At 66.8% G+C, this 24690-nt stretch carries 18 protein-coding genes; 7 read left to right on the forward strand and 11 right to left on the reverse strand.

Annotated features, from left to right (window positions below; genetic code table 11):
• Nucleotides 1-53 precede the first annotated feature (53 nt).
• Complete coding sequence (locus BN3001_RS00230) at nt 54-2144, forward strand: glutamine synthetase III family protein (RefSeq protein WP_058269833.1); 2091 nt, start codon at nt 54-56, stop codon at nt 2142-2144.
• A gap of 165 nt (nt 2145-2309) precedes the next feature.
• On the opposite strand, the gene BN3001_RS00235 is transcribed toward BN3001_RS00230, so the two are convergent.
• Nucleotides 2310-2891, reverse strand: a complete 582-nt coding sequence (locus BN3001_RS00235; RefSeq protein WP_058269834.1) for a manganese efflux pump MntP — start codon at nt 2889-2891, stop codon at nt 2310-2312.
• Nucleotides 2892-3038: 147 nt separating this feature from the next.
• Here BN3001_RS00235 and BN3001_RS00240 point away from each other — a divergent pair, with 147 nt between their 5' ends.
• Nucleotides 3039-3965 (forward strand): zinc dependent phospholipase C family protein, encoded by a 927-nt coding sequence (locus tag BN3001_RS00240; RefSeq protein WP_058269835.1) that lies wholly within the window; start codon nt 3039-3041, stop codon nt 3963-3965.
• 106 nt (nt 3966-4071) lie between these two features.
• Here BN3001_RS00240 and ligA read toward each other — a convergent pair whose 3' ends face one another.
• Nucleotides 4072-6285 carry an NAD-dependent DNA ligase LigA gene (gene ligA, locus BN3001_RS00245; protein ID WP_082629846.1) on the reverse strand — a complete coding sequence of 738 codons (2214 nt, stop codon included), beginning with the start codon at nt 6283-6285 and terminating at the stop codon, nt 4072-4074.
• 278 nt (nt 6286-6563) lie between these two features.
• Here ligA and BN3001_RS00250 point away from each other — a divergent pair, with 278 nt between their 5' ends.
• The 3 genes from BN3001_RS00250 to BN3001_RS00260 all read left to right on the forward strand — a co-directional run bounded on the left by BN3001_RS00250 (nt 6564) and on the right by BN3001_RS00260 (nt 10286).
• Nucleotides 6564-6887 carry a metal-sensing transcriptional repressor gene (locus BN3001_RS00250; protein WP_058269836.1) on the forward strand — a complete coding sequence of 108 codons (324 nt, stop codon included), beginning with the start codon at nt 6564-6566 and terminating at the stop codon, nt 6885-6887.
• A gap of 29 nt (nt 6888-6916) precedes the next feature.
• On the forward strand, nt 6917-9556 hold the full coding sequence (locus BN3001_RS00255) for a heavy metal translocating P-type ATPase (RefSeq protein WP_148362908.1): 2640 nt from the start codon (nt 6917-6919) through the stop codon (nt 9554-9556).
• A 109-nt stretch (nt 9557-9665) separates the two neighbouring features.
• The gene (locus BN3001_RS00260) at nt 9666-10286 is read left to right on the forward strand and encodes an NUDIX domain-containing protein (protein ID WP_058269838.1); all 621 of its coding nucleotides are present in this window, start codon (nt 9666-9668) and stop codon (nt 10284-10286) included.
• A gap of 75 nt (nt 10287-10361) precedes the next feature.
• On the opposite strand, the gene BN3001_RS00265 is transcribed toward BN3001_RS00260, so the two are convergent.
• From BN3001_RS00265 to pfkB, 3 genes are all read right to left on the reverse strand, one after another.
• Nucleotides 10362-11120 (reverse strand): DeoR/GlpR family DNA-binding transcription regulator, encoded by a 759-nt coding sequence (locus BN3001_RS00265; RefSeq protein WP_058269839.1) that lies wholly within the window; start codon nt 11118-11120, stop codon nt 10362-10364.
• Nucleotides 11121-11315: 195 nt separating this feature from the next.
• Entirely contained in the window at nt 11316-12581 is a 1266-nt protein-coding gene (locus tag BN3001_RS00270) for a zinc-binding dehydrogenase (protein ID WP_058269840.1), read from the reverse strand.
• 67 nt (nt 12582-12648) lie between these two features.
• Complete coding sequence (gene pfkB, locus BN3001_RS00275; protein WP_058269841.1) at nt 12649-13578, reverse strand: 1-phosphofructokinase; 930 nt, start codon at nt 13576-13578, stop codon at nt 12649-12651.
• 347 nt (nt 13579-13925) lie between these two features.
• Here pfkB and BN3001_RS00280 point away from each other — a divergent pair, with 347 nt between their 5' ends.
• The gene (locus tag BN3001_RS00280) at nt 13926-15797 is read left to right on the forward strand and encodes a PTS mannitol transporter subunit IICBA (RefSeq protein ID WP_058269842.1); all 1872 of its coding nucleotides are present in this window, start codon (nt 13926-13928) and stop codon (nt 15795-15797) included.
• A gap of 1016 nt (nt 15798-16813) precedes the next feature.
• Nucleotides 16814-18106 carry an Nramp family divalent metal transporter gene (locus tag BN3001_RS00290; RefSeq protein WP_082629847.1) on the forward strand — a complete coding sequence of 431 codons (1293 nt, stop codon included), beginning with the start codon at nt 16814-16816 and terminating at the stop codon, nt 18104-18106.
• Between the two features lie 583 nt (nt 18107-18689).
• Here the strand turns inward: BN3001_RS00290 and BN3001_RS00295 are convergent.
• From BN3001_RS00295 to deoC, 6 genes are all read right to left on the reverse strand, one after another.
• Nucleotides 18690-20840: an FtsX-like permease family protein gene (locus tag BN3001_RS00295; RefSeq protein WP_058269844.1), complete on the reverse strand. Its 2151-nt coding sequence runs from the start codon at nt 20838-20840 to the stop codon at nt 18690-18692.
• Nucleotides 20830-21639: an ABC transporter ATP-binding protein gene (locus BN3001_RS00300; protein WP_058269845.1), complete on the reverse strand. Its 810-nt coding sequence runs from the start codon at nt 21637-21639 to the stop codon at nt 20830-20832. The genes BN3001_RS00295 and BN3001_RS00300 overlap by 11 nt, the downstream gene beginning before the upstream one ends.
• 77 nt (nt 21640-21716) lie before the next feature.
• Complete coding sequence (locus tag BN3001_RS00305) at nt 21717-22772, reverse strand: sensor histidine kinase (RefSeq protein ID WP_058269846.1); 1056 nt, start codon at nt 22770-22772, stop codon at nt 21717-21719.
• The gene (locus tag BN3001_RS00310) at nt 22769-23434 is read right to left on the reverse strand and encodes a response regulator transcription factor (RefSeq protein WP_058269847.1); all 666 of its coding nucleotides are present in this window, start codon (nt 23432-23434) and stop codon (nt 22769-22771) included. Before BN3001_RS00310 ends, BN3001_RS00305 begins: the two co-directional genes overlap by 4 nt.
• A gap of 82 nt (nt 23435-23516) precedes the next feature.
• Entirely contained in the window at nt 23517-23837 is a 321-nt protein-coding gene (locus BN3001_RS00315) for a Gfo/Idh/MocA family oxidoreductase (RefSeq protein ID WP_058269848.1), read from the reverse strand.
• Between the two features lie 32 nt (nt 23838-23869).
• The gene (deoC, locus tag BN3001_RS00320) at nt 23870-24553 is read right to left on the reverse strand and encodes a deoxyribose-phosphate aldolase (protein ID WP_058269849.1); all 684 of its coding nucleotides are present in this window, start codon (nt 24551-24553) and stop codon (nt 23870-23872) included.
• Nucleotides 24554-24690: the final 137 nt, after the last annotated feature.

The raw sequence follows: 24690 nt of genomic DNA on the forward strand, positions 1-24690 counted from the left end.
CATGGGCCGTGGCGGCGTACGCCAGGCCGCGCGCAGAGTGAAAGGGAGCCCGCATGGCACGAGACAGGGTCAGCAACGAGTACGGCAGTCTGGTCTTTACCGACGCAGACATGCAGGACCGCCTGCCCAAGCCAAGCTACAAGGAGCTGCGTCGCACCATCGACGAGGGCAAGCCCATCGACCTGGGCATCGCCAACGAGGTGGCCCACGCCATGAAGGACTGGGCCCTCGAGCGCGGCGCCACCCACTTTACGCACTGGTTCCAGCCCCTCACGGGCATCACGTCCGAGAAGCACGACGCGTTCATAACCCCCAAGGACGACGGCACCGTGCTCATGACCTTCTCGGGCAAGGAGCTCGTCCAGGGCGAGCCCGACGCCTCGAGCTTTCCCTCCGGCGGCCTGCGCGCCACCTTCGAGGCGCGCGGCTACACCGTCTGGGACCCCATGAGCCCCGCCTTCATCAAGGACGAGGTCCTCTGCATCCCCACGGCCTTCATCAGCTATACCGGCGAGGCGCTCGACAAGAAGACGCCGCTGCTGCGCTCCGAGGTGGCCATCGAGAGGCAGGCCAAGCGCGTGCTCGCCCTCTTTGGCAAGAACCCCGGGCGCGTGGTCACCACGTGCGGCCCCGAGCAGGAGTACTTCCTCATCAAGGAGGAGGACTTCGAGGCGCGCCCCGACCTCATCCTCACCGGTCGCACGCTCTTTGGCTGCGAGCCCGCCAAGGGCCAGGAGCTTGAGGAGCACTACTTTGGCGCCATCCGTCCCACGGTCAACGCCTTCATGAAGGAGGTGGACGACGAGCTCTGGAAGCTGGGCGTGCCGGTGCGCACCAAGCACAACGAGGTCGCGCCCTGCCAGCACGAGCTCGCGCCCATCTTTGAGCAGGGCCCGCTTGCCATTGACGACAACCTGCTGACCATGGAGAAGCTCAAGCTCCTGGCGACCCGCCACGGACTCGCCTGCCTCGAGCACGAGAGGCCCTTCGACTACGTCAACGGCTCGGGCAAGCACGACAACTGGTCGCTCTCGGCAGACGGCGAGAACCTCCTGGAGCCCGGCGACGACCCCGAGGACAACCTGCAGTTCCTCGTCATCCTCGCCTGCCTCGTGGCGGCCGTTGACGAACACGCCGACCTGCTGCGCGCCTCCGTCGCCTCCGCGGGCAACGACCACCGCCTCGGCGCCAACGAGGCGCCCCCCGCCATCGTCTCGGTCTTTCTGGGCGACGCCCTGACGCCCGTCGTCGGCGCGCTCATCAAGAAGGAGCACACCGAGAGCGCCAATCGCGAGGAGATCGACCTGGGCGTGCCGGCGCTGCCCAACGTCCTGCGCGACAACACCGACCGCAACCGCACCTCGCCCTTCGCCTTCACGGGCAACAAGTTCGAGTTCCGCATGTGCGGCAGCCAGCAGAACCTCTCCGACCCCAACGTCGTGCTCAACACCGCGGTCGCCGAGCAGCTTGACCGCTTCTGCTCCTACGTGGCCGATCGCTCCGACGAGGACTTCCAGGTCGTCGCCATGCGCTTCGTGCGCCACAGCTTTCGCGACCATCGGCGAGTGCTCTTTGACGGCAACGGCTACTCCGACGACTGGGAGAAGGAGGCCGAGCGGCGCGGGCTGCCCAACCTCAAGAGCACGGCCGACGCCCTGCCCTGCATGGTCACGCCCGAGAACATCGCCCTGTTCGAGAAGTACGACGTGCTCTCCGAGAACGAGTCGCGCGCCCGCTACGCCGCCGCGTCGGAGCAGTACGCCAAGCTGCTCAACATCGAGGCGAACACCATGAGCTACATGGTGCGTCACATGTACCTGCCGGCCCTCATCGACTATTCCGGCGACCTCGCGACCGCCATCGCCACGAAGAGGGAGATCGGCATCGTCGGCACGGCGGAGCAGGAGCTCGCGCAGCTCATCACCAATGGCATCGACGAGATCTACGCGACGGTGGGCGAGCTGGAGGCCACAAACGCCAAGGCCCGCGCGGTCGAGGGCTGCGCGGAGCAGGACCTCTACTACCACGACGAGGTCATGCCCGTCATGAGGCGCCTGCGCGCCTCCGTCGACGCCATGGAGAAGGTCTGCGGCCACGACTGGTGGCCCGTGCCCAGCTACAACAGGATGCTGTTCTGGGTCTGAGGGCCCCTTGACGGCCTGCGCCCGTCAGCGGTTTTCTCGGATGGATGCCGGGGATGCTCGGCACCCCCCGGCCAAAGTGTGCGTTACGAAGGCTAGCTTCTGCGTCTGCGCAGGATTTGATTATCAAGACCCGTCCAAACGTACACGTTGGGACGGGACGCCCCGCTACAGCCCCACGAAGGCCCTCACGCCGATAAGGACGAGGACGATGCCGCCCGTCACCTCGGCGCGCTCTCCCAGGAGGCAGCCGAGTCGCCTCCCGATGACGAGGGCGACGACGCAGCAGGCGAACGTGGTGAGGCCGATGACGCTCACCGCAAAGGGCAGGCTCACGACCTGCGCGCGCAGCGAGATGCCCACGGCAAAGGCGTCGATCGCGGTGGCGACGGCCTGGAACGTGAGCTGGGCCAGCGAGAGGTGCCGCACCGAGCCGTCCTCGTTGAGGCCGTTGGGGCACTCGGTTTCGCTGCGCAGCGCCTGCGTCCCCTCCTTGATCATGTTGCCGCCGATGACCAGGAGGATGACGAGCGTCACGACGCCGGAGTACCTCTCGATGAGCTCGGCGGCCATGCCCCCCAGCAGGTAGCCTCCCAGGGGCATGAGCGCCTGAAACGCGCCAAAGAAGAGGGGCATCAGCATAAGCCGCCGCCGGCTCTCGTGGGCGTACGCGAAGGAGTTCGAGACGGTGACGGCGAAGGCGTCGGCAGAGAGCGCCAGGCCAAGAACGACGATGTCAGCAGGGCTCATGTCCCTCCCAAGGTCGATATGGTGCCACGGATGCGGCCGCAAGGCAGCCAGACCATGGTACCCGAGACGAGCGGACGACTGGCGCACGCCACCAACAAGCAGAAATCGACTACCCTAGACCTGCCGTCCCTTTGAATCGAGGTCCGCATGCCCGCCATCATCACCCATCACCTCTTTGGGGAGGAGGCCTCCCTCCTCCTGCCCGCCCAGCTCCTCTCCACCGAGGGGGAGAAGCTCGCCTTCCTCCTGGGAAACCAAGGCCCCGACCCCTTCTTCTTCCGAATCAGGGCACTGCCTCCCACGGTCGCCTCCTGCCATGAGCTTGGCAACCGCATGCACGAGGGGCGGGTCTTTGAGGCCTTCTCGAGCCTGCGGGAGGGAGTCGGGCATCTCCGCACCGCCGACACCTGCGTGGGACGCGCCTTCGTGCTTGGCCTTTTGGCTCACTACCTGCTCGACAGCACTGCCCATCCCTTCGTCTACGCCCAGGAGAACGCCATCTGCGGCGCGGGCGTGGGGCTCGAGGACGCCCACGGGCAGGTCCATGCCCTCATCGAGAGCGACATCGACGTCTGGATGCTCAGGGAGCTGCGCGGACGCGCCGTCGCCGAGGCGACGGCGGCGGGCATGCTCGCCCGAACGAGGCGGATAGGCCAGGTGGCGAGCGCGCTTCTCTCGCAGACGGCGCTCGAGGTCTTTGGCGTCGAGCTCAGCGCCAGCGAGTATGCCCGCTGCGTGGATGACTGCGAGTTCGTGTACGCCGCCATCGAGCCGGCGGGTTCTCCCCGCTCTCGCGCGCTCACGGCGCTCGAGCGCGCGGGCAGGCGCTTCTCGCTGCTCGACGCCCTGGCGCACGCCCCCGCGAGGGACGACGACTGCCCTGCGGCAAACCTGGCTAGGCGCCCTTGGGCCGACCCTGCCACGGGCGAGGTCAGCACCAGGAGCTTTCCCGACCTCTTTCAGGAGGCCCTTGACGCGTGGGGCGGCCTTTCCGAGGCGTACGTGCGAAGTGACGCCGACGCCCTCGGGGCGCGCCTGCGTCAGCGCAACTACAACGGCGAGCTGATGGGCTAGGGCTGCCGGCGCGCCCGGGCCGGCGCGACCGACGCCGCGCTGGAGGGGCGGGCGTGGCAGCCACGCCCGAGACCGTATGACCCCTGCCTGGCGAGGCGCCTTGTGCCTAGCGAGGAGCCTCGCCCGTTAAGAGGATGCGCTCAAGAGCGGCCTCGTCGAGCACCGGCACGCCCAGCTGCCGGGCCTTCGTGAGCTTGGAGCCCGCCGCCTCGCCCGCCACCACGAAGCTCGTCCTCTTCGAGACGGACCCTGACACCTTGGCGCCCAGGGACTTGAGCAGATCGCCTGCCTCCGCACGGCTGTGCCTCTCCAGCGCGCCCGTGAGCACGAACGTCAGGCCTGCCAGCGCCTGGGGGCGCTCAGGCTCCCTGCCGAACGACTCGTCCTCAAGGACCACCCCCGCCTGCCGCAGGCGCTCCACGACGGCCACGTTCTTGGGGAGCGAGAAGAACTCGCGCACCGAGGCGGCGATCTTGGGACCGATGCCCTCCACCTGCGAGATGTCATCCTCGCTCGCCGCCATGAGCGCCTGCACGGAGCCAAAGCGCGCCGCGAGCGCCGCGGCGACGTTGGCTCCCACATGGCGGATGCCCAGCCCGAAGAGGACCTTTGCGAGACCCGCGCGCTTGGACGCCTCGATCTCGCCCATGACCTTGCCGGCGATGGTGGCCCCCACGAGGATGGGGTCGCCCTTGCGATGGTCCTTGGAGCTCGTCTCGTAGCTGCGGCCCGTCTCGACGCCGGCGAGCGTGAGCTCGTCGAGGCTGTCGTAGTAGTCCGCCACGTCCGTGAGAAGCCCCTGCTCGACCATGCGAGAGACGATCTCCTCCCCCAGCCCGTCGATGTCCATGGCAGGACGGCTCCCCCAGTGGATGAGCCGCTCGACGGCCTGGGCGGGACAGTCGATCGACACGCAGCGATAGGCCACCTCGCCCTCCTCGCGCACGACGGGACTCCCGCAGGCGGGACAGGCGTCCGGCATGTCCCACAGGGGCCTGGCCTCATGGGCCCGGGCCTCGTCACCCTCGACGACGGGACCCACGACCTCGGGAATCACGTCGCCCGCCTTATGGACCACGATGACGTCGCCCTCGCGAACGTCCTTGCGGCGCACCTCGTCGATGTTGTGGAGCGTCGCGCGCGCGATCGTGGAGCCGGCGACCATCACCGGGTCAAACTCGGCGACGGGCGTGAGCACGCCGGTGCGACCCACCTGCACGCGAATCTCGCGCAGCACGGTGCGTCTCTCCTCCGGGGGGAACTTAAAGGCGACGGACCAGCGCGGCGCCCGCGCCGTAAAGCCCAGCGCCTGCTGGGCGGCAAAGGAGTCCACCTTGACCACGACGCCGTCGATGTCGTAGTCAAGGTCCTCGCGATGGGCGAGGGCCTGCTCGCAGAAGGCGTGCACCTCGGCGGAGCTTGCCACGCGGCGGGCGTGGGGGTTTACCGAGAAGCCGCACGCGCGCAGCCACGTGAGGAAGTCCCACTGCGTGCGCACGGACAGGGTCGCCTCGTCGGCGACGGCATAGATGAAGGTCCTGAGGTCGCGCAGCCTGGTGATGCCGGCGTCCTTCTGCCTGAGGCTGCCGGCGGCGGCGTTGCGGGGGTTGGCAAAGGGCGGCCGTCCGGCGGCGTCATTCTGCTCGTTGAGTCGGACGAAGCTCGTCTTGGGCATGTAGACCTCGCCGCGGACCTCGACCTCCCAACCCAGGCCGCCGCCCTCGACGGCACCGAGGCCCGCGCGCGCCAGCGCCCGGGGAACGTCCTTAATCGTGAGCGCGTTTGCCGTCACGTTCTCGCCGGTCGTGCCGTCGCCGCGGGTGGCGGCGCGCAGCAGCTGACCGTCACGGTACGTGAGGGCGATGCCCAGGCCGTCGATCTTGAGCTCGCAGGTGTAGGCCACGGGGCGCTCGGCCGTGGCGCCCAGGGCCTCGTCCGTGCGCGCGAGCCACTCGTCAAGCTCGCCGAGGTCCATGGCGTCGTCGATGGAGTACATGCGCCTGGCGTGGCGCACGGGCTCGAACTGCGCCGACACGTAGCCGCCCACGCGCTGGGTGTAGCTATCGGGCGAGACGAGCTCGGGATGCGCCGCCTCGAGGGCCTTGAGCTCCTGGAGGTGACGGTCAAAGTCGGCGTCCGACATCTCGGGGTCGTCGAGGGCATAGTAGGCGAAGGCGGCGTGGGACAGGATCCGGTTGAGCTCGGCGGCACGGACGGCGGGGGCATTGGCGCGCCGGGGCGCCGCGGGCGTCCGGGCCTCGTCCGTGGGCAGGGGGCCGTCCTTTCCGTCACGCAAGGGCAGCTGCGCATCATCTGACATGGGACCCCGCCTTCCGGTTGCCGTCTGGTCACATGGGTCATTATGCCATGGGCTCGCGGCGCCGACGGCGTGGTCACGCCCGACTCACCGATGCCTGACGCGACGGGATGTCGCGCTACGATGACGTTCGACGCCGTGACGCCCGGCAGGATGCCGCTCGCCGGGGGGTGACGCCCACGTCCCTTTCTTTGTCTGAAATATACCGCATAGGGGTATAGTGCTGACGACATGACATACCCTACTTGGGTATATGAACCATTCGATGTGGGAGGCATACCATGGACGCCCAGACCGAGACCCATCCCGCCTGCGCCGGCCGCGACCACAAGCACACGCCGCGGTCGCAGGAGCTCAAGCGCACGACCGTCAATCGCCTCAACCGGGCCATCGGGCAGCTGGGAGGCGTCAGGGCCATGATCGAGGAGGACCGCTACTGCGGAGACGTCCTCACCCAGCTGGCGGCCGCCAATAGTGCCGTCAGGGCCGTGTCCCGGATGCTGCTCAAGGATCACCTCGAGACCTGCGTGGTCGAGCAGATTCAGGAAGGCAACACCGCGGTCATCGACGAGGTCATGACGCTTCTCAGGAAGTTCGGCGCCTGATGGCGGGCGTGGCGAAGGGAGGTCGCACCATGGCACGCACCGCTCCCGTCAGGGAGACCTTTGACGTCACGGGCATGACCTGCGCCGCCTGCCAGGTGCGCGTGCAGAAGGTCGCGTCTCAGGTCGCGGGCGTCACGAGCGCCCGCGTCAACCTGCTCAAAAACTCGATGGACGTGGAGTATGACGGCAGCCCCGCCACCGTCCAGGCCGTCATCGACGCCGTCGGCAAGGCGGGCTACGGAGCCGCGCCGCGCGGGCCCCTCCCGCCCGCGCAGGGGTGCTCGCAGGACGCTCGGCCCTCCCCCGAGGCGGGGGCCTTCGTCGACCCCGCCATCAGCGCCAACAAGGCCACGCGTGCCGGGCTCCGTCAGCTCGTCTGGTCGTCCGTCTTTGCCCTCCCGCTCTTCTACGTCGCCATGGGCCCCATGTTCGGCTGGCCGCTCCCCTTCCGGCTGGGAGCCCCGGAGGGGCTGGGAGTGCGCGCCCTCGTCCAGCTCCTGCTGAGCGCCCCCATCCTGCTGGTGAACCACAGGACCTTCTCGCGGGGTTTCTCGTCCCTCCGGCAGGGGGCGCCCAACATGGACTCGCTCATAGCCATAGGGTCGTCCGCGAGCTTTGCCTACAGCCTCGTCACCTTGGGGCAGATGCTCTGGGCCTACGGGTCGGGACGTCCCGAGGACGTCATGGGCCTTATGCGCTTCCTGTACTTTGACTCGGCCGGCATGATCTTGGCCCTCGTCGCCCTGGGCAAGTACTTCGAGGCGCGTGCCAAGGGCAAGACCACGAGCGCCATCAGCGCCCTCATGGACCTTACGCCCAAGACGGCCACCGTGCTCAAGGACGGCAGGGAGACTCAGGTGCGCGCCGAGGACCTCAGGGTGGGTGACCGCGTCGTTGTGCGTGCCGGCGAGTCCATGCCCGCCGACGGCGTCGTCGCGCAGGGCAACGCGTCAGTGGACGAGTCCGCCCTGTCGGGCGAACCCATGCCCGTCGAGAAGGCGCCCGGCAGTCCCGTGACGGCGGCGACCGTCTTACGACGCGGCTGGATTGGCGTGGACGTCACCGCCGTCGGCGCGGACACGACCCTGGCCGCCATCATCCGTCTCGTGGACGAGGCCACGAGCTCCAAGGCGCCCATCGAGCGGAGGGCCGACCGCGTCGCCGGCGTCTTCGTGCCCGTGGTGCTAGGCCTTGCGGCCCTCACCTTCCTCACGTGGTGCGTCATCGGCGGTCCCGACAGGCTCTCCGTCGCCTTCGAACATGCGGTCGCGGTCCTCGTGATCTCGTGCCCCTGCGCCCTGGGGCTGGCGACGCCCACGGCCATCATGGTGGGCACCGAGCGCGGCGCGCGCTACGGCATTCTCATCAAGAGCGCCGAGGCCCTCGAGGCCGCCGGCTCCCTTGACGCCGTCGTCTTTGACAAGACGGGCACCCTCACTGAGGGCGCGCCGCGCGTCGTCTCGCTTGACGTGGCGCCCGGCGTCACCGAGGACGACCTGCTTCGTCTGGCCGGCGCCCTCGAGCGCAAAAGCGAGCATCCGCTCGCGGAGGCCATCTGTGCCTGCGTGGACGAGCGCGGCGTGCAGGTCTCGGACAATGTCAGCTCCTTTGAGCAGGTCGCGGGCGGGGGCGTCCGTGCCCGGGTGGACGGGGACGTCGTGGTCGTGGGCAACGAGCGTCTCATGGGCGAGGTGGGCGTCTCGCTGGGAGAGCTTCGTCGGCTGGCACAGCGGGCCGCCGCCCAGGCGCAGACGCCGCTCTTCGTGGCCAAGGACGGGGCCGCCCAGGGCCTCATCTCGGTCGCCGACCGCCTTCGTCCCAGCGCGCAGCCCACGGTGGAGCGCCTGCGTCGTCAGAAGATACGCACCGTTCTGCTGACGGGTGACCAGAGGCGCACGGCCGAGGTCATCGGACGCGCCCTTGGTGTCGACGAGGTCATCGCCGACGTGCTCCCCGCCGACAAGGAGCGCCACGTTCGTGCACTTCAGGAGGATGGCCACCGGGTCGCCATGGTGGGCGACGGCATCAACGACGCCCCCGCCCTCGCCCGGGCGGACGTCGGCATGGCCGTCGGGGCGGGGACCGACGTCGCCATCTCCAGCGCCGACATCGTCCTCATGCGCTCCGACCCCGCTGACGTCGCGAGCGCCATCGAGCTCTCCCGAGCCACCCTGCGCGACATTCGTCAGAACCTGTTCTGGGCCTTGCTCTACAACTGCGCGTGCATTCCCGTGGCCATGGGCGTCCTGTCCCCGTGGGGCGTCACGGTCAGCCCCATGGTCGGCGCCGCCGCAATGGGGCTCTCGTCCGTGTTCGTGGTGACCAACGCGCTCAGGCTCTTTAGGTGGCGCCCCTCGGTGGCCCGCGAGGCGACGCCCCCCGATCTTTCTTCCCCCTTTGCCCACGAAAGCTCACGGCGGGAACCCGCCGCGACCATCAAGAAGGGAACGAGCAACATGACGACCAAGACCATCGACATTGAGGGCATGATGTGCGCACACTGCGCGGCTCACGTAACCGAGGCGCTGGAAGGCCTCAAGGATGTCAGGGACGTCCGCGTGTCCCTCGAAGACGGACAAGCCACGCTCGACGCCGGCCCGCTCGTCTCAAACGAGCGCCTGCAAAAGGCCGTCGAGGCCGCCGGCTACACGGTGACGGGCATCCGCTGAGCGGTCGTGCTCGGAAGCGCGGGTGACACACGGCGGACCGGGCGACGTGGAAGCGTGCACACGTGCGCTAAGCTGAGGCTGACGGCAGGCGCGAGCGGATGGGGGCACCATGGACGACGCGATGGCGCGAGACGCGCACGGACTCACCGAGGCGGAGTTTCTTGCCGGCTATCGGCCCAAGGACTACCCTCGCCCCTCCCTGACGGCAGACGTCTGCGTGTTCAGGCGCACGCCCCAAGGCGCCACGCACCTGCTTCTCATACGGCGGGGCGCCCATCCCTGCCTGGGCAGGTGGGCCACCCCCGGCGGCTTCTGCAACCCCGACGAGTCCGCCGACCACTGCGCCGCGCGCGAGCTTGCGGAGGAGACGGGCGTCGCGAATCTGGACCTTGAGCCCCTTGCGCTCTACAGCGCGCCCGGTCGGGACCCGCGCGGGTGGGTGGTCTCGTACGCGTTCGTGGCCTGGGTCGATGAGGACGTCGCCGTGCGCGCGGGCGACGACGCCGAGCGCGCCGGCTGGTTTTGCCTTGACGCCCGACGTCGGGAAGACGTCGTCACGCTGGCGCTCAGCGCGGGTGACGTGCGGCTCTCCTTGGAGCTTCGCGAGACCCGCGCGCCCCTCACGGGGTGCCGTCGCGCCCAGGTGCTACGGCAGGAGGGGCTCGCCTTTGACCACGCGCGCATCGTGGCCGACGCCTGGCTCCTGCTGCACGACGCCGGTCGCCTCTAGAGGACGGGGCCCGGCACGGACACCTAGGCCCTGCCAAGCGGCACGTGAGGTCGGACGGCACGTGAGGCGCACGACCTAGATCACCTCGACGCCCGCCTCCTTGCAGCGCGTCACGAAGTCAAGAGAGAGGCCCTCGTCCGAGACGACGTAGTCCACGTCAGCGATGTCGCAGATGGGAAAGGTGCTGCGCTTGCCCTCCTTCGTCGAGTCGATGAGCACGACCGTCTCATCCGCCCGCTCCACGCAGCTCGCCTTGAACACGGCCTCGTCACCGGAGCCGCAGGTGAAGCCGCCGCGGTTCTCATAGCTCGTCACGCCCAGAAAGAGCTGGTCAAACGCGAGGGAGCCAAGGTTCTTGACCGCCCGGGCACCCGTGACGCTCATGGACTGCCGGTTGAGCTCGCCTCCCACCACGTAGGTGGTGACCTGGTCGAGGTTGGCAAGCTCCATGGCGACGGTGAGCGAGTTGGTGAACACGAGCAGGCGCTGGTTGGGCAGGGCCGTGGCAAGCGCCGTCGTCGTCGTGCCGGAGTCGATGAAGATCGTGGTGTCCGGGCGGACGAGCTCGATGGCCTTGCGCGCGATGTCGTTCTTCTTTGCGACGTTTCTCGCCTTGCGGTGCGCAAGCAAGTCGTCCGTGCCCACCGCATAGTCCACGGAGCGCGCGCCCCCGTAGACGCGAATGATGCTGCGCTGCTGGTCCAGGACCTTGAGGTCGGTGCGCAAGGTCATCTCGCTCACGTCGGGGAGCTCCTTCTTCAGTTGGGCAAAGACGATGCTTCCCTCGCGGTTCACCAGGTCGACGATCTTATCCCTGCGCTCGGCCATGTCCATATGATTTACTCGCCCTCTCATTTTTGAAACAACAGCGTCTCTAGCATACCCGCCCTTGTACGCGTCGTCACATAAAAACGGCGAGCGTGCCGTTCGCACGCTCGCCGCCTGTGTGACCTTGGGAGACGCTGGTTGGCATGCCGCCAGTCAGGGTCCGCTTTGGCGCCCTCGACCGTGGCCCGCTTTCGCTCCCGTCTACTTTTGCACCCAGTTGTCAAGCAGGTAGCGCTCGGCCTTTGGGCTCCACAGCCCCTTGTGGGCGTCAACGATGTCCGCGAGCTCGCCGTAGCGGGCGTCCTCCCCTGCCTTGGAGCGCAGGTCGTCCAGGGCTATGAGCGGCATCTCGATGTGCGTGTAGATGAGCTTCTTGCCGCCGGGAATCTTGGGAAGGTTGAGCGTGGTCTCGGGAGCCGCGTCAAGGCCGCCCACGTGCGTGACCATGACGGCGGGGTCAATGCGACCTGCCGCCGTGAGCTCGAGGGACTCGATCTCGTCCGCCGTGTTGCCGCCCGTGGTGCCCATCACGTGCTGCGAGCCGTAGTGGACCTCGTAGAAGTTGATGGGCGCCTGGAAGTTCTTGTCGGTGGGGCCGGCAAAGAAGTTGAGGCAGCCGTCACGGCCCAGGATGAGGCTCGACTGGGTGACGACGGCGGCGACGGGAGCGTAGCACAGGACGTCGTCGTAGCCCTCCCCGCCCGTGATCTCGCGCAGGGTCGCTACGGGGTCGTCCACGACGCCGGTGTTGACAAAGTGCAGCTCGATGCCCTCGTCCCTCAGGACCTCCTCGGGCGGGAAGAGTCGCTCGGCGCGGTCAAGGCGCTCCTGGTTGATGTCAGCCACCACCACGAGGCCCGGCCTGCGGTCGCAGTGCAGCGCATAGGTGAGGGCGCCGAGGCCCATGGGGCCGGCCCCCGCGTTGATGCAAAGCTTGCCGCCCTCGCGGATGCCCATGTCGTGGGTGTAGACGCCCATGCGGGTGTGATAGGCGGCATGGAACGCGCCGATGGAGCAGCTCATGGGTTCGGCGAGAGACGCCTGGTAGTAGGCCTCGCCCTCGTAGACGAGGAAGCAGCCCGTGGCAAAGACCTCCTGCGGGAGGATGCAGTAGGTGGTGTCGCCGCCGCAGAACTCGTAGGAGTAGCCCGGAGAGTCCATGGATCCCTTGTAGTTGAGGGCGGGCTGGATCGTGAACTTCTGGCCCGGCTTGTACGTGTCGGCATACTTGGCGCCCACCTCGACGATGTCGCCGGCAAACTCGTGGCCGGTGATGGCGGGATGCTCGGCCACGTCGGCGTGGACGCGCTTGTGCTCGGGACCCAGGATCGCCATCTTGTACGTTGACATGCAGATGGAGTCCGTCACCACCTTCACGAGCATCTCGTCGTCCTTGATCGGGGGAAGCTCGAACTCGTCGATCCTGATGTCATGTGCCGCGTGGAGACGTGCTGCCTTGGCCTTCATGATGCCCCTTTCGTTTACGTGCGTTGACTGGAACGTCCTCGTGCGCCGCAGGGAGGCGCGCGTCGCGCTAGAGCTCCTCTACGATCACCTTGCCGGCCAGGTCGTCCACGAGCGAGCGTGGGGCCGCCTGGGTTCCCGACTGCATGACGTTGGCGGCGCCCGTCGCCACGCCCAGACGCGCGGTCTCCTCGATCGAGAGGCCCGCCTGCTGCGCCACCGCGACGGCCGCCACGACGGAGTCCCCGGCGCCGACGGTCGAGCCCACCGGCACCTTGGGCGCGCGCGCCCTGACGGTGCGCTCGGGCGTCACGAAGAGCGCCCCCTCTCCCCCCAGTGAGACGACGACGCGCCGCGCCCCCTTGTCCATGAGCTCATGTGCCGCAGCCACTATGGAGGCGGTATCGGGAAGGTCGCGGCCGACGAGGTCCGCGAGCTCGTGGTCGTTGGGCTTGATGAGGGCCGGGCCCGCCGCGATGCCCGCCGCGAGGACCTCCCCGTCTGCGTCGAGAAAGGCCTGGGCGCCCACCTCTGAGATGGCATGAATCCAGCGGGCGTAGGTGTCGGTGGGCGCACCCTTGGGCAGGCTGCCCGCCAGGACGACGACGTCGCCGGCGTCGAGGTCGGCAAGGAGAAGGTCAAGCAGGGCCTCAAGGTCCTCGGACGTCACCAGGGGGCCCGGTTCGTTGATGTCCGTGTTGGTATGCCTTGCCTTGTCCACCACCTTGAGGTTGGTGCGCGTCTCCCCCTTGGGCGTGACATAGACGAGGTCGATGCCAAGCTGGCCGACCATGTCTGCGATGCGGCTTCCCGTGGCGCCCGCCAGCAGCGCGTAGGCCTTGGAGCTGCCGCCCAGCTCCTTGATGACCTTGGAGACGTTGATGCCCTTGCCGCCGGCGTCGATCCTGACGTCGGAGATGCGGTTGACCGCATCGACGGCGAACCCATCAACCTGGACCGTCTTGTCAAGGGCCGGATTGAGACAAACCGTGCGAATCATGCTAAACCCCCCGATTCCGTGACCGCGCCTAAGGTCCTGCCCCCTGGGCGCTTGCAGCCTGAGACGCTGGCGGGACGTCTGATGAAACACGTTACTTTTGTTTCAACAGTAACTTCATAGTAATAGCGTTAGCTCTCTTGTCAACACAGGCTGGTTATTTCGTAAAATAATCGCCTTTACTACCGATTAACCTGTTTTTTCGACCGTTCACCGCTTGCATCTGTACAGTTTTGTTTTGTTGAAGCAAAAAAAGTATATTGTGCATTCAACAACAGTTATGTTGTGCTGGCTGTTTTTTCAACGAGTGTGACAGCAGGTACCCGTAGAAGAGAGGGAAGGGGAACGCAATGGCAACGGCACGAGAGAAGGTGGCACGGTTCGGTAAGTTCTTATCGGGCATGGTCATGCCAAACATCGGCGCCTTCATCGCCTGGGGCTTCTTGACAGCCCTGTTCATCGAGACGGGTTGGATACCCAACGAGCAGCTGGCGACCGTCGTCGGCCCCATGCTCAAGTACTTCATCCCCGTGCTCATCGCCGGCCAGGGCGGCTACGCCGTCGCCGGCAACCGCGGCAGGGTCATCGGCGGCATCGCCGTGTTCGGCGCCATCATGGGCAGCGACTACACCATGCTCATGGGCGCCATGCTCATGGGACCCTTGGCCGGCCTGGTCATCAAGAAGTGGGACGAGTGGGCTGACGGCTGGAAGCCCGAGGGCCTCGAGATGCTCGTCGACAACTTCTCGCTCGGCCTCATCGGCCTTGGCCTCGCCATCATCGGCTTCTTTGGCATCGGCCCCTTCATGGGCGCCATCCTCGTCGTGTTGCAGGCCGGCGTCCAGGCCCTTGTCAACCTTGGCCTGATGCCCCTGCTCGCCATCTTCATCGAGCCCGCCAAGGTGCTCTTCCTCAACAACGCCATCGGTAACGGCATCTTTGTTCCCATCGGCACCGAGCAGGTCAAGTCCGTCGGCGAGTCCATCATGTTCATGCTGGAATCCAACCCCGGGCCTGGCGTCGGCATGCTCCTTGCCTATGCCGTGCTCTGCCGTGACAAGGACACGAAGCAGTCCGCGCCGGGCGCCATCATCATCCAGTTTTTGGGCGGCATCCACGAGATCTACTTCCCGTACGTGCTCATGAACCCCCGCGTCATCATTGGCCCCATCGCCGGCAACATCGTCGCGATCCTGTTCTCGGTCATCTTTGGGCTCGGCCTCGTCGGCCCCGCCTCGCCCGGCTCCATCATCGCGTTTGTCTCCATGTCGCCCAAGAGCCAGGTCCTGCTCATCCTCGTGGACGTCATCCTTGCCGCCGCGGTCTCCTTCTTCGTGTCGGCACCCTTTGTCCGCAGCTACGTCGCCGTCGGGTCCGACGATGACGTCGACGGCCAGGGAGCCATCGACGCAGGGTCCGCCGTTGACCCCACCGCAGGCGCGGCGAGCGCCGTCTCGAAGATCGTCTTTGCGTGCGACGCCGGCATGGGGTCTTCCGCCATGGGCGCGACGCGCTTCTTCCGGCGCGTCAAGGAGATCCGCCCCGACATCAAGGTCGAGCATGCCTCCGTGGACGAGATTCCCTCCGACGCCGACGTCATCGTCTGCCAGAAGATGCTCGCCGAGCGGGCTCGCAAGGCCGCCCCTCAGACCGCGCAGTTCGTCGTCATCGGCAACTTCATGAACGACCCCGCGCTCGACGCTCTGCAGACCCAGCTCACCACCAACGTGCAGATGCAGCACGCCGCCGTCGCGGCCACCAACGCCGCGTCGGCAGCCATCGAGGGCGCCGGCGGGGAGGCCGCCTGGAACATCGGCGCCGCTGACGTCTCTCTTGGCAACGTCGCCGCCGACAGGGAGTCTGCCATCCGCGCCTGCGGGGCGATGCTCGTCAAACGCGGCTACGTGGACGAGGCCTATGTTGACGCCATGGTCGAGCGCGACCGCGAGGTGAGCGTCTACATTGGCAACGGCGTCGCCATCCCGCACGGCACCAACGAGGCAAAGAGGCACGTCAAGTCCACGGGCGTCGTCGCGATGCAGTTCCCTGAGGGCATTGACTTCAACGGCGAGAAGGCCTACGTGCTCTTTGGCATCGCCGGCAAGGGCGACGAGCATCTGCAGGTTCTCGCCAAGATCGCCGACGCGCTGTCCGACGAGACGCGTGCCGACAAGCTCCGCACCGTCACGGACGTGACGTCATTCCTCAAGGTCCTGGGGTAATAAGGCCCTAGGGCAGCAAGGCCCTGGGGTGGCAAAGGCGCAGGGCGTGGTCCTTCCGGGACTGGGCACCGAACCAGTCCCGGATCGACCTCAGGTCGGTCCCGATCCAGCGAGCGCCACGCCGCAAGAAAGCGCCACGCTGCAAGAAAGCGCCACGCTGCAAGAAAGCGTCGCGCGGCAAGAAAGCGTCGCGCTGCAAGAAAGCGCCACGCGGCAAGAAAGCGCCACGCTAGAGCTAATAACTGATTGGCACCCTTGCACTCTGCGGTGCCCCATACGGGAGCGGCCGGTGGAAAGACCACGAGCCGCTCCCGTCTTTGCGCTGCTTGCCACGTCGCGCCTTTCGGCGCGAAACGGCGCGACGCAAAATGTCTACTGAAGCCGTCAGCAATCCGAAAATGACAGCGAAAAACCGACCCGAGAACGACGCCAGAGTCAGTCCGGGAAGCGAGCCGGAAATCAACCCGGGGACTGCCCCCTGGCAAGCTGGCCCTTGGCAAGCTGGCCCTTGGCAAGCTGGCCCTTGGCAAGCTTCCCCTTGGCGGCAGTCGCTACTCGACAGGCCGAAGGATACCTCTGAGACCACAATCCAGGAGATTATCAATGACCAAAACGGGGCTGTCCTGTCGCTAATTTTGCGTTTCCCCAGGATTCGCAAAATTAGTGACAGGACGCAGCGCTTCTGGTCATTAAATTCTGGACGCTGATGCACCTGGCTCCCTGGGCACCCGGCCCTCTGGGCGCCTGGGCACCTAACCACCCGGCGTCCGTACCTCTCGTTAGCCAAAACACGACGGACATATCAAAATATCGCTGAAATTGACCGCATTTTGTAATGTATGTCGTGTTTTGGCTAAAGCGCCTCACACGACCATGTTGCGCTTGGCCGTGATGCCTGGAGTATCCTAGGCGCATGAGGTCCGACCAAACGAGGCCCTGGCCCGGGAGGTCCCGGCCTAGAATGCCTTAAACCCGCAACCCCCGGCCGGAAGGCTCCCCCAATCCGAGAGGCACCTATGCAATCCCCCGACAACTCCAGCGCCACGTCGCCCGCCGGTGGCCTCCTTCGCGAGATTTTTGGCAGCCACCACAGCGGACAGCGAGGCGGTCTTGACATCCTCAAGTTCATCGGCCCCGGATTTCTCGTGACCGTGGGCTTCATTGACCCGGGCAACTGGGCCAGCAACATGGCCGCAGGCTCAGCGTTTGGCTACTCCCTGCTCTGGGTGGTCACCCTATCCACCGTCATGCTCATCGTCCTGCAGCACAATGCCGCGCACCTGGGCATCGCCACCGGCCTGTGCATGAGCGAGGCCGCGACGCGCCACCTCCCCCGCTGGGTCTCGCGACCCGTGCTCCTCACAGCCGTGCTCGCGACCCTGGCAACCACCATGGCCGAGGTGCTGGGCGGTGCCATCGCCCTCAACATGCTCGTTGGTCTCGACCTGCGCCTGGGCTCCGTTCTCGTGGGGACCGCGTCGCTCTCCCTGTTGCTGACCAACTCCTACCAGCGCGTCGAGCGCTGGATCATCGGCTTCGTGTCGCTCATCGGCATCTCGTTCCTCATAGAGCTGGCCCTCGTCAAGGTGAGCTGGGCGCCGGCCGCCGCCGGATGGGTGGTCCCCACCCTGCCCGGCGGGTCCATGCCTATCGTCATGAGCGTCCTGGGCGCCGTCGTTATGCCGCACAACCTCTTTTTGCACTCCGAGATCATCCAAAGTCGCCACTTTGAGACCAAGGGGGACGACGCCATCAGGGAGCGCATGGACTACGAGTTCACCGACACCCTGTTCTCCATGATCGTGGGCTGGGCCATCAACTCCGCCATGGTCATCCTTGCCGCCGCCACATTCTTCCAGCACGGCATCCTCGTGGACGACCTCGCCCAGGCGGCGTCGGTGCTCGCGCCCATGGTCGGCCCCGCAGCGAGCCTCATCTTTGCCCTGGCCCTGCTCATGGCGGGACTTAGCTCCTCCGTCACCGCCGGCATGGCGGCGGGCACCATCACGGCAGGCATGTCGGGCGAGCCGTACGACATCCGCGACCGTCACTCGTCGCTCGGCGTCATGGCCACCTTCGTGCTGGCGGTTGTAGCCATTTTCTTCGTGCGGGATGCCTTTGAGGGGCTCGTCTGGTCGCAGGCGCTGCTGTCCGTACAGCTGCCCGTCACGATAGTGCTGCTCATCTGGCTCACCTCGTCGCATCGGGTCATGGGACGCTACGCCAACGGACCCTCCCTCAAGCTGGTCCTGTGGGCCATCGCGGCCATCGTCATCGCCCTCAATGTGATGCTGCTGCTCAACGTGTAGGGCGCGTCGTGGCGCACCGTCGCACGCGAGCAGCCAAAGGGAGACGGGCCAGCCCCCCAGGCCACACGCGAGCTTCTAGACAAGTTGAATCGCACGCGCGGGCCGGTCGCGTCGCCCGGCGCACGGGCCGGACAGCCCGCCGCTCCGGGCGACCTACTGGTGCGCGTCGGACGCCGTAGCCAAAACACGACATTCGTTACAAAAAACGGCAAAAACCGGCAATATTTTGATACGTTCGTCGTGTTCTGGCTAATGAAGGCGAGGGTGTCACGACACGGAGGGCGCTATGGCGCTGATTGACGCGGCATGATCCCCGCCGGCAGCACGAATCGGGCAGCCCGGCGCGGGCAGCTCGACACAGGCAACCCGGCGCGGGCACCAGGGTCCGCGCCGGAGCCCACGCCGGTGGCGCGCTGGAGCCCACACCAGAGGCGCGATGCTAATGACCAGAAACACTCAATTTTGGCACTAGTTTTTTGAATCCTGGGGAAACGCAAAATTACTGACAAAAAGCTCGCGCCGATGTCATTGATAATTCCTGGGATACAGCTGCAACTGTAGCCTCCGGCTGCCAGGGCCGACCCTATGCCAGCAGCCTGCGCCCCAGCGCCCCTCGCACGATCGCGGAGCAGCACAGGTACGTGACAAGCAGGTACCCCCCATAGACCACGACGACAATGCCGACGGCGAGCGACACGGGAACGAGGGGCGAGACGCCAAGGGCCGAGAACAGGTTGCGGTTCATGACCCAGATGACGCAGGCCGTATGGCAGAGCGCAAGTGCCAGCGGCACCAGGAAGTACAGGAGCGTCTGGGTGCGCACGCTTCCCAGGACCTGCCTCCTTGTGCAGCCGAGCTGCGCGAGCGTGCGATAGCGCCCCACCGAGTCGACCGTGGACGAGAGCTGCTGCACGGCCAGCACGGACCCCGCCGACACGAGCAGGACGAATCCCAGGTAGAGCGCGAGGAAGGTGATGAGCATCTTGAAGCCGAGCGCCTCCGTGCGCGTGGAGCTGGCCGAGTCCGCGAAGCTCAGCGGCCAACGCCCCGTTCCATAGTCATACCCCTCTCGAAGGTCCTCCTCGGAAGGCGGGAGAGCCTCGGCAAACGCCTTCTCCATGAGCGCCTCTGCCTGGTCGGCATCGACGCCGTCCGCATATCGCACGTTGAGGATGCTCGTGTCGGGCAGGCCCCTGGTGGCACGCAGCGCGTCGATGACGTCGTCGGGCACGACGAGGACGCACTGCACGTCGGGCAGCTGCGTCACCCGAAGCACCTGGCGCACGAGCTGGCGCGACGACCTGAGCTCGACGCCCCCCACGCGCAGCGTCCCCCCGTAGGACGAGACCGCCTCGGACAGGCCCTTGGTGAGGTCAAGGCAGTTGTCCACGGCGTAGGTGCCCGCAGGCAGCGTCACCGGAGGATGCCCCGACAGGGCGCGCGTGGCGTTGAGCTGGCTCACACCGATGACGGAGACGCCGTAGCGCAGGAGGGTGGCATCCTTGCCCAGCGCCGAAGACTCGACGTCGTAGCCCACCGTCTGCGCCAGCTTACCCCCCGTGAGGTCGGGATCCGACCATATGTCCACCTGGGCGCTCTGACTCACCAGCTCGCGCCAGGTGGCGGAACGAGTCGCAAAGTAATCCGCCGCGCTCCAGTTTGAGGCGTCAAGCCGCTCGCGCGCGTCCTGGGCCCTGTCGGTGTACTGGTCGAGGTCGGCAAAATGAAACATGGGCGCGACGATGGAGTGGTCAAACTGCGTCCCCTCCTCGAGGGCCGAGGAGAGCACCGAGGACACGCCCATGCCCACCGAGAACGACGTGACGCCAAAGAAGAGCAGCACGCACACGATCCAGAGCGAGACGAAGGCCGTGTTGATGCGAGAGGCGAGCTGGCGCATCGTGAACGGTGACAGTCCCCTCAGATAGAGGCCGCGCGTGCGTCGCACGATGCCGACGACAAGGCCCGCCACCGAGGACACGAACAGCAGGGAGCCCACGAGCATGAGCGCCGTCGCGGCGGAGAACTTGGCATCGGTCACGTCAAGGAGGCCGTTGAGGGCCAGCAGCCTGTAGGCGTACGCCAACAGCGCGACGCTCGCCACGAAGCACAGCGCCGAGGGCAGCACCCCGCGCACGCCCACCCGCTCTGACGCGCTGCGAGCGGACAGGAGCGTCGCCAGCCGGCAGCGACTCACCTCAATGACATTGAGGACGCCCACCACGACGAATATGACGGCAAAGCACAGAACGGTACGGCCGAGCGCGGTCGATGACAGCACGAAGCGGTAGGAGGAGAGGTCAAGCGAGAACATCGACATGCTCGCAAAGCACAGGAGCTGCGAGAGCACGACGCCCAGGGCGAGGCCCGCCGCGAGCGAGGAGAGCCCCACGAGAGCGGTCTCGAGAAGGACGATGCCCGCAACCTGGCGCGCCTTCATGCCCAGCAGGAGGTAGGTGCCAAGCTCATGCTTGCGGCGGCGAAGGATGAAGCGGTTGGAGTACGCCACCAGAAAGCCGAGCACGCACGCCACGGCCACCGAGAAGAAGGCCATCACGCGGTCGATGGTGGCGACCATGTCCGGGTTGCTGGCGTTGACGTCGGTCATGAGGCGCTGGTCGGCGATAGAGTTGAAGGCGTAGAACACCATGACGCCCAGCAGGAGCGTCACAAAGTAGATGGTGTAGTCCCGGGCGCTGCGGCGCACGTTTCTGACGGCGAGCCTAGCCAACATGGGACGCACCCCCGCCCAGGAACGACACGACCTCCATGATGCGGCCGAAGTATCCCTTGCGGTCGTCGGTGCCGCAGACCACCTCGTTAAAAAGCGTCCCGTCCTTGATGAAGACCGTGCGCTGCGAGAAGGACGCCGCGTAGGCGTCATGCGTCACCATCATGATCGTCGCGCCGGCGTTGCGATGGATCTTCTCGAGCGTCTCCAGGAGCACCCGGGCGCTCTTGGAGTCGAGCGACCCCGTGGGCTCGTCGGCGAGGACGAGCGAGGGGGCGCCCACCACGGCGCGCGCCGCGGCGACGCGCTGCCGCTGGCCGCCCGACATCTGGTGGGGATACTTGTCGAGCACGTCCATGACGCCCAGGCGCTCGGCGACCACGCGCACGCGCGGGCCGATCTCCACGGGACGCGACCCCTTGATCGTGAGCGCGAGCGCCACGTTCTCAAAGCCCGTAAGCGTCTCGACGAGGTTGGCGTCCTGAAAGATGAACCCCAGGCGCTCCCGACGAAAGCGCGCGAGCTCCCTGCCCCTGAGCCTCGTCACGTCCTCGCCGGCAAGGCGGATGCTCCCCGACGTGACGGCGTCTATGGTCGCCACGCAGTTGAGCAGCGTGCTCTTGCCGGAGCCGCTCGGCCCCATCACGCTCACGAACTCCCCGTCCCTCACGGTAAGGCTCAGGTCGTTAAGGGCGGTGGTCATCGCCCCTCCCCTGCCGTAGACCTTGCCGACGTTGTCTATGCAAAGAAGGTCCTCTCGGGCATGACGTCCCGATGACGGGCGTACGACATGTGCAGCCATGACACTTCCTTTCATGTGGTTGTCCCCATGCTACGGAAGCGTCTTGCCCAAAGCCATCGAACGGTCTTACCCCTTCCTTACGATGTCGTAAGGAAGTCGAAGGAGGTGTCCGCCAGGGCGAGGCGATCGGCGTCGTGGGGAAAGCCCACAAGGACGCGCGTGCCCTCGCCCTTTTCGGAGGCCACCTCGAGCACGAGCCCCATGCGCTCGCAGATGCGGGCGGCCAGGTAGAGTCCCATGCCCGTGGACCCCTCGCCCGCCCGTCCGTTCTCGCCCGTGAAGCCGCGGTCAAAGATGCGGGGCAGGTCACGGGCGGGAATGCCCCTCCCGTCGTCCGCGACGCAGAGCTCGGTGAGGCGCCCGCCGGAAGGGCCGTCCGTGACGCGAGCCGAGAAGCGCAGGTGGGTGGCACCGTACTTGGCAGCGTTGACGACGACCTGTGACAGCACGAAGCCCACCCACTTGGCGTCGGTGGGCACGACGAGCTTCTCGGGGACGAGAAGCTCCGGCGTCACTCCGCGCTCGATGAGCAGGCGCGCCTCGGCCTTGCAGGACGCGCGACAGAGGTCCGCAAGACGCGTGTCCCGAATGACGTAGTCCGCTGCCACCGAGCCCACGCGCGCGTACCAAAGCGCCTGGTCGACAAGACGAGACACGCGGGACAGCTCACGGCGCACGGCATCCGGGCCGTCCGCCCCCTGACGGCCCGCCGCGAGCGTCGCGGCGGTGATCGGTGCCTTGACCTCGTGAATCCATCCCTCGACGTACTCCCGGTACTCGCGCGAGGCCCTCCTCTCGGCCTCTACGTCCGAGGCGGCGGAGGCGCCCATCGCCTGGAGGGCGTCGTACACGAGGGCCGCGCGGTTGCTCTGCGGGTCGGGCACGAGCGTGGCGAGCTGCCAGGCATGCTCAAGTGACCTCGGCAGTTGCAGAAGCGCCGTGAGAAACCGGGCGTCGGCCCAGCGCGACGTCACTGCGGCGACCGCTCCCCCCAGGGCGAGGGAGAGCGCCACGAGGGCGACGACGCTCGCCCCCAGGCCGACGAGCGCGCAGACGCAGCACGCGAACGCCGACGGGACGAGCCACGCGACGACCTGGACCACATGGTCCTGCAGCCACTCCCCCCACGTCATAGCGAGTAGCCCCATCCGCGATGCGTCACGAGCGTGCCTGCCGGCACGCCGAGCGTGGCGAGGGTGCCGCGCAGGCGGTTGACGTTGACCGTGAGCGTGTTGTCGTCCACGAACTCGTCCGACTCCCAGAGCTCGCACATGAGGTCCGTCCTGCTCACGACCGCGCCCCGGGCGCGCACGAGCGCAAGGAGGATCCTCAGCTCGTTGCGGGTGAGCTCCGTCGTCGCTCCCTCATATGAGGCCGTGGAACGTGCCGCGTCAACGGAGATGCCGCGCCAGTCTATGGCCTGGTGCGCGGTTGCGTTACAGCGGCGAATGGCGGACTGCACGCGGGCGAGGAGGACCGCCGGGCTGTAGGGCTTCGTCACAAAGTCGTCCGCGCCAAGGTTCATTGCCATGACCTCGTCAAACTCGCTGTCCGACGAGGTGAGGACCACGATGGGCACGTTGCTGTGCCTCCGCACGTCACGGCAGGCCGAGAGGCCGTCGGCCCCGGGAAGATGCAGGTCAAGAATCACGCAGTCAGGAGCGGCCCTGAGGATCTCTCCCACGACGTCCTCAAACTCGTCGCACGTCGTGACCGCGTAGCCATTGAGGCCAAGGAGCCGCGCGCACTCCTCGCGCAGCGCGACGTCGTCCTCGACGACCAGCACCCGTGTCATCGCTGTCTCCCTTCCGCGTCCGCCGGAGTCACCGGCAGCCACCAGCATAGGGGATGCGGGCCTGCGACGTCACGCCGCGACGTCACGCCACGACGTCCCGAGGCGCGAGGGCCCCGGGACGTCGATGCGCACGCATGCGGAAGCGGCCGCGTCGAGAGCGAGGGTCAGTCACGGTCTCGACGCTGGTGGCGTCCAGCGCCGCGTCGACGATGGCCTCGCGATAGGCCATGTAGGTGTAGGTGTTGGCGACGCCCAGCTCCTCCTGGGCGGCGGCGAGGCTGCCCTCAAAGGGGTCGCACAGGGCGACGAGACGGGCACCCCTGACCCTCCCGTTGCAGCCGCGCGCGTGCACGAGGCCCGCGCGCCCGCATCCGGCGAGGCACGCCCCAAGGCCGTCAGCCATGCCGGCCCGCCCCTTTTTCTTGTGACTGGGTCCTACTCGAGGCCTGCGGCCCTCATCTCCTGGACGATCTTGATGCCCGAGGAGGTGCCCAGGCGCGTGGCGCCGGCGTCGATCATCGCCTTGGCAGTCTCCCAGGAGCGAATGCCGCCCGCAGCCTTGACCTGCACGTCGGCGCCCGCATACTCCTTCATGAGACGGACGTGCTCCACCGTCGCGCCAGCCGTGCCAAAGCCCGTGCTCGTCTTGACGAAGTCAGGCTTGACCTCGGAGGCGATCTTGGCGGCGGCGATGATGTCCTCCTCGCGCAGGTAGCAGGTCTCAAAGATGACCTTGCTCGTGACGTTGGCCTCGCGGCCGAGGGCGACGAGGCGCTCCATCTCGGCCTTGATGTAGTCGTAGTCGCGCTCGAGGAGCTTGCCCACGTTGAGGACGTAGTCAAACTCCTGGCAGCCGTCCTTGATGGCGTTGGCGACCTCGGCGGCCTTCGTCTCGATGGTCGTCTGCCCCAGGGGGAACGAGACGGCGGCGCCGGTGAGCACCTCGGAGCCCTCGAGGAAGCCTCGACAGAGGCTCACGGGATAGGTGTTGATTGCCACAGACTTGAAGCCGTACTCCTTGGCCTCGTCGCAGAGCTTCCTGAAGTCCTCCGTCGTGGCATAGGCGTGCAGGTTGGTGTGATCGACCATCGCCGCAACTTGCTTGACCGTGTAGCTCATGGTGCCTCCTTGTCGTGTGCCGCTTGTTGTGCCTGCGTCCTGCCGTGTTGTGCGTCGCATCTTATATTTTAACTACAACGATGTATGAGCATGTGCATACAAGCGCGCCGCGCGCGTGATGGCACTCGTACGGCTCG

Origin of the sequence: Olsenella massiliensis, from assembly GCF_001457795.1 — a bacterium.
In the GTDB taxonomy this organism is placed as follows: domain Bacteria; phylum Actinomycetota; class Coriobacteriia; order Coriobacteriales; family Atopobiaceae; genus Olsenella_F; species Olsenella_F massiliensis.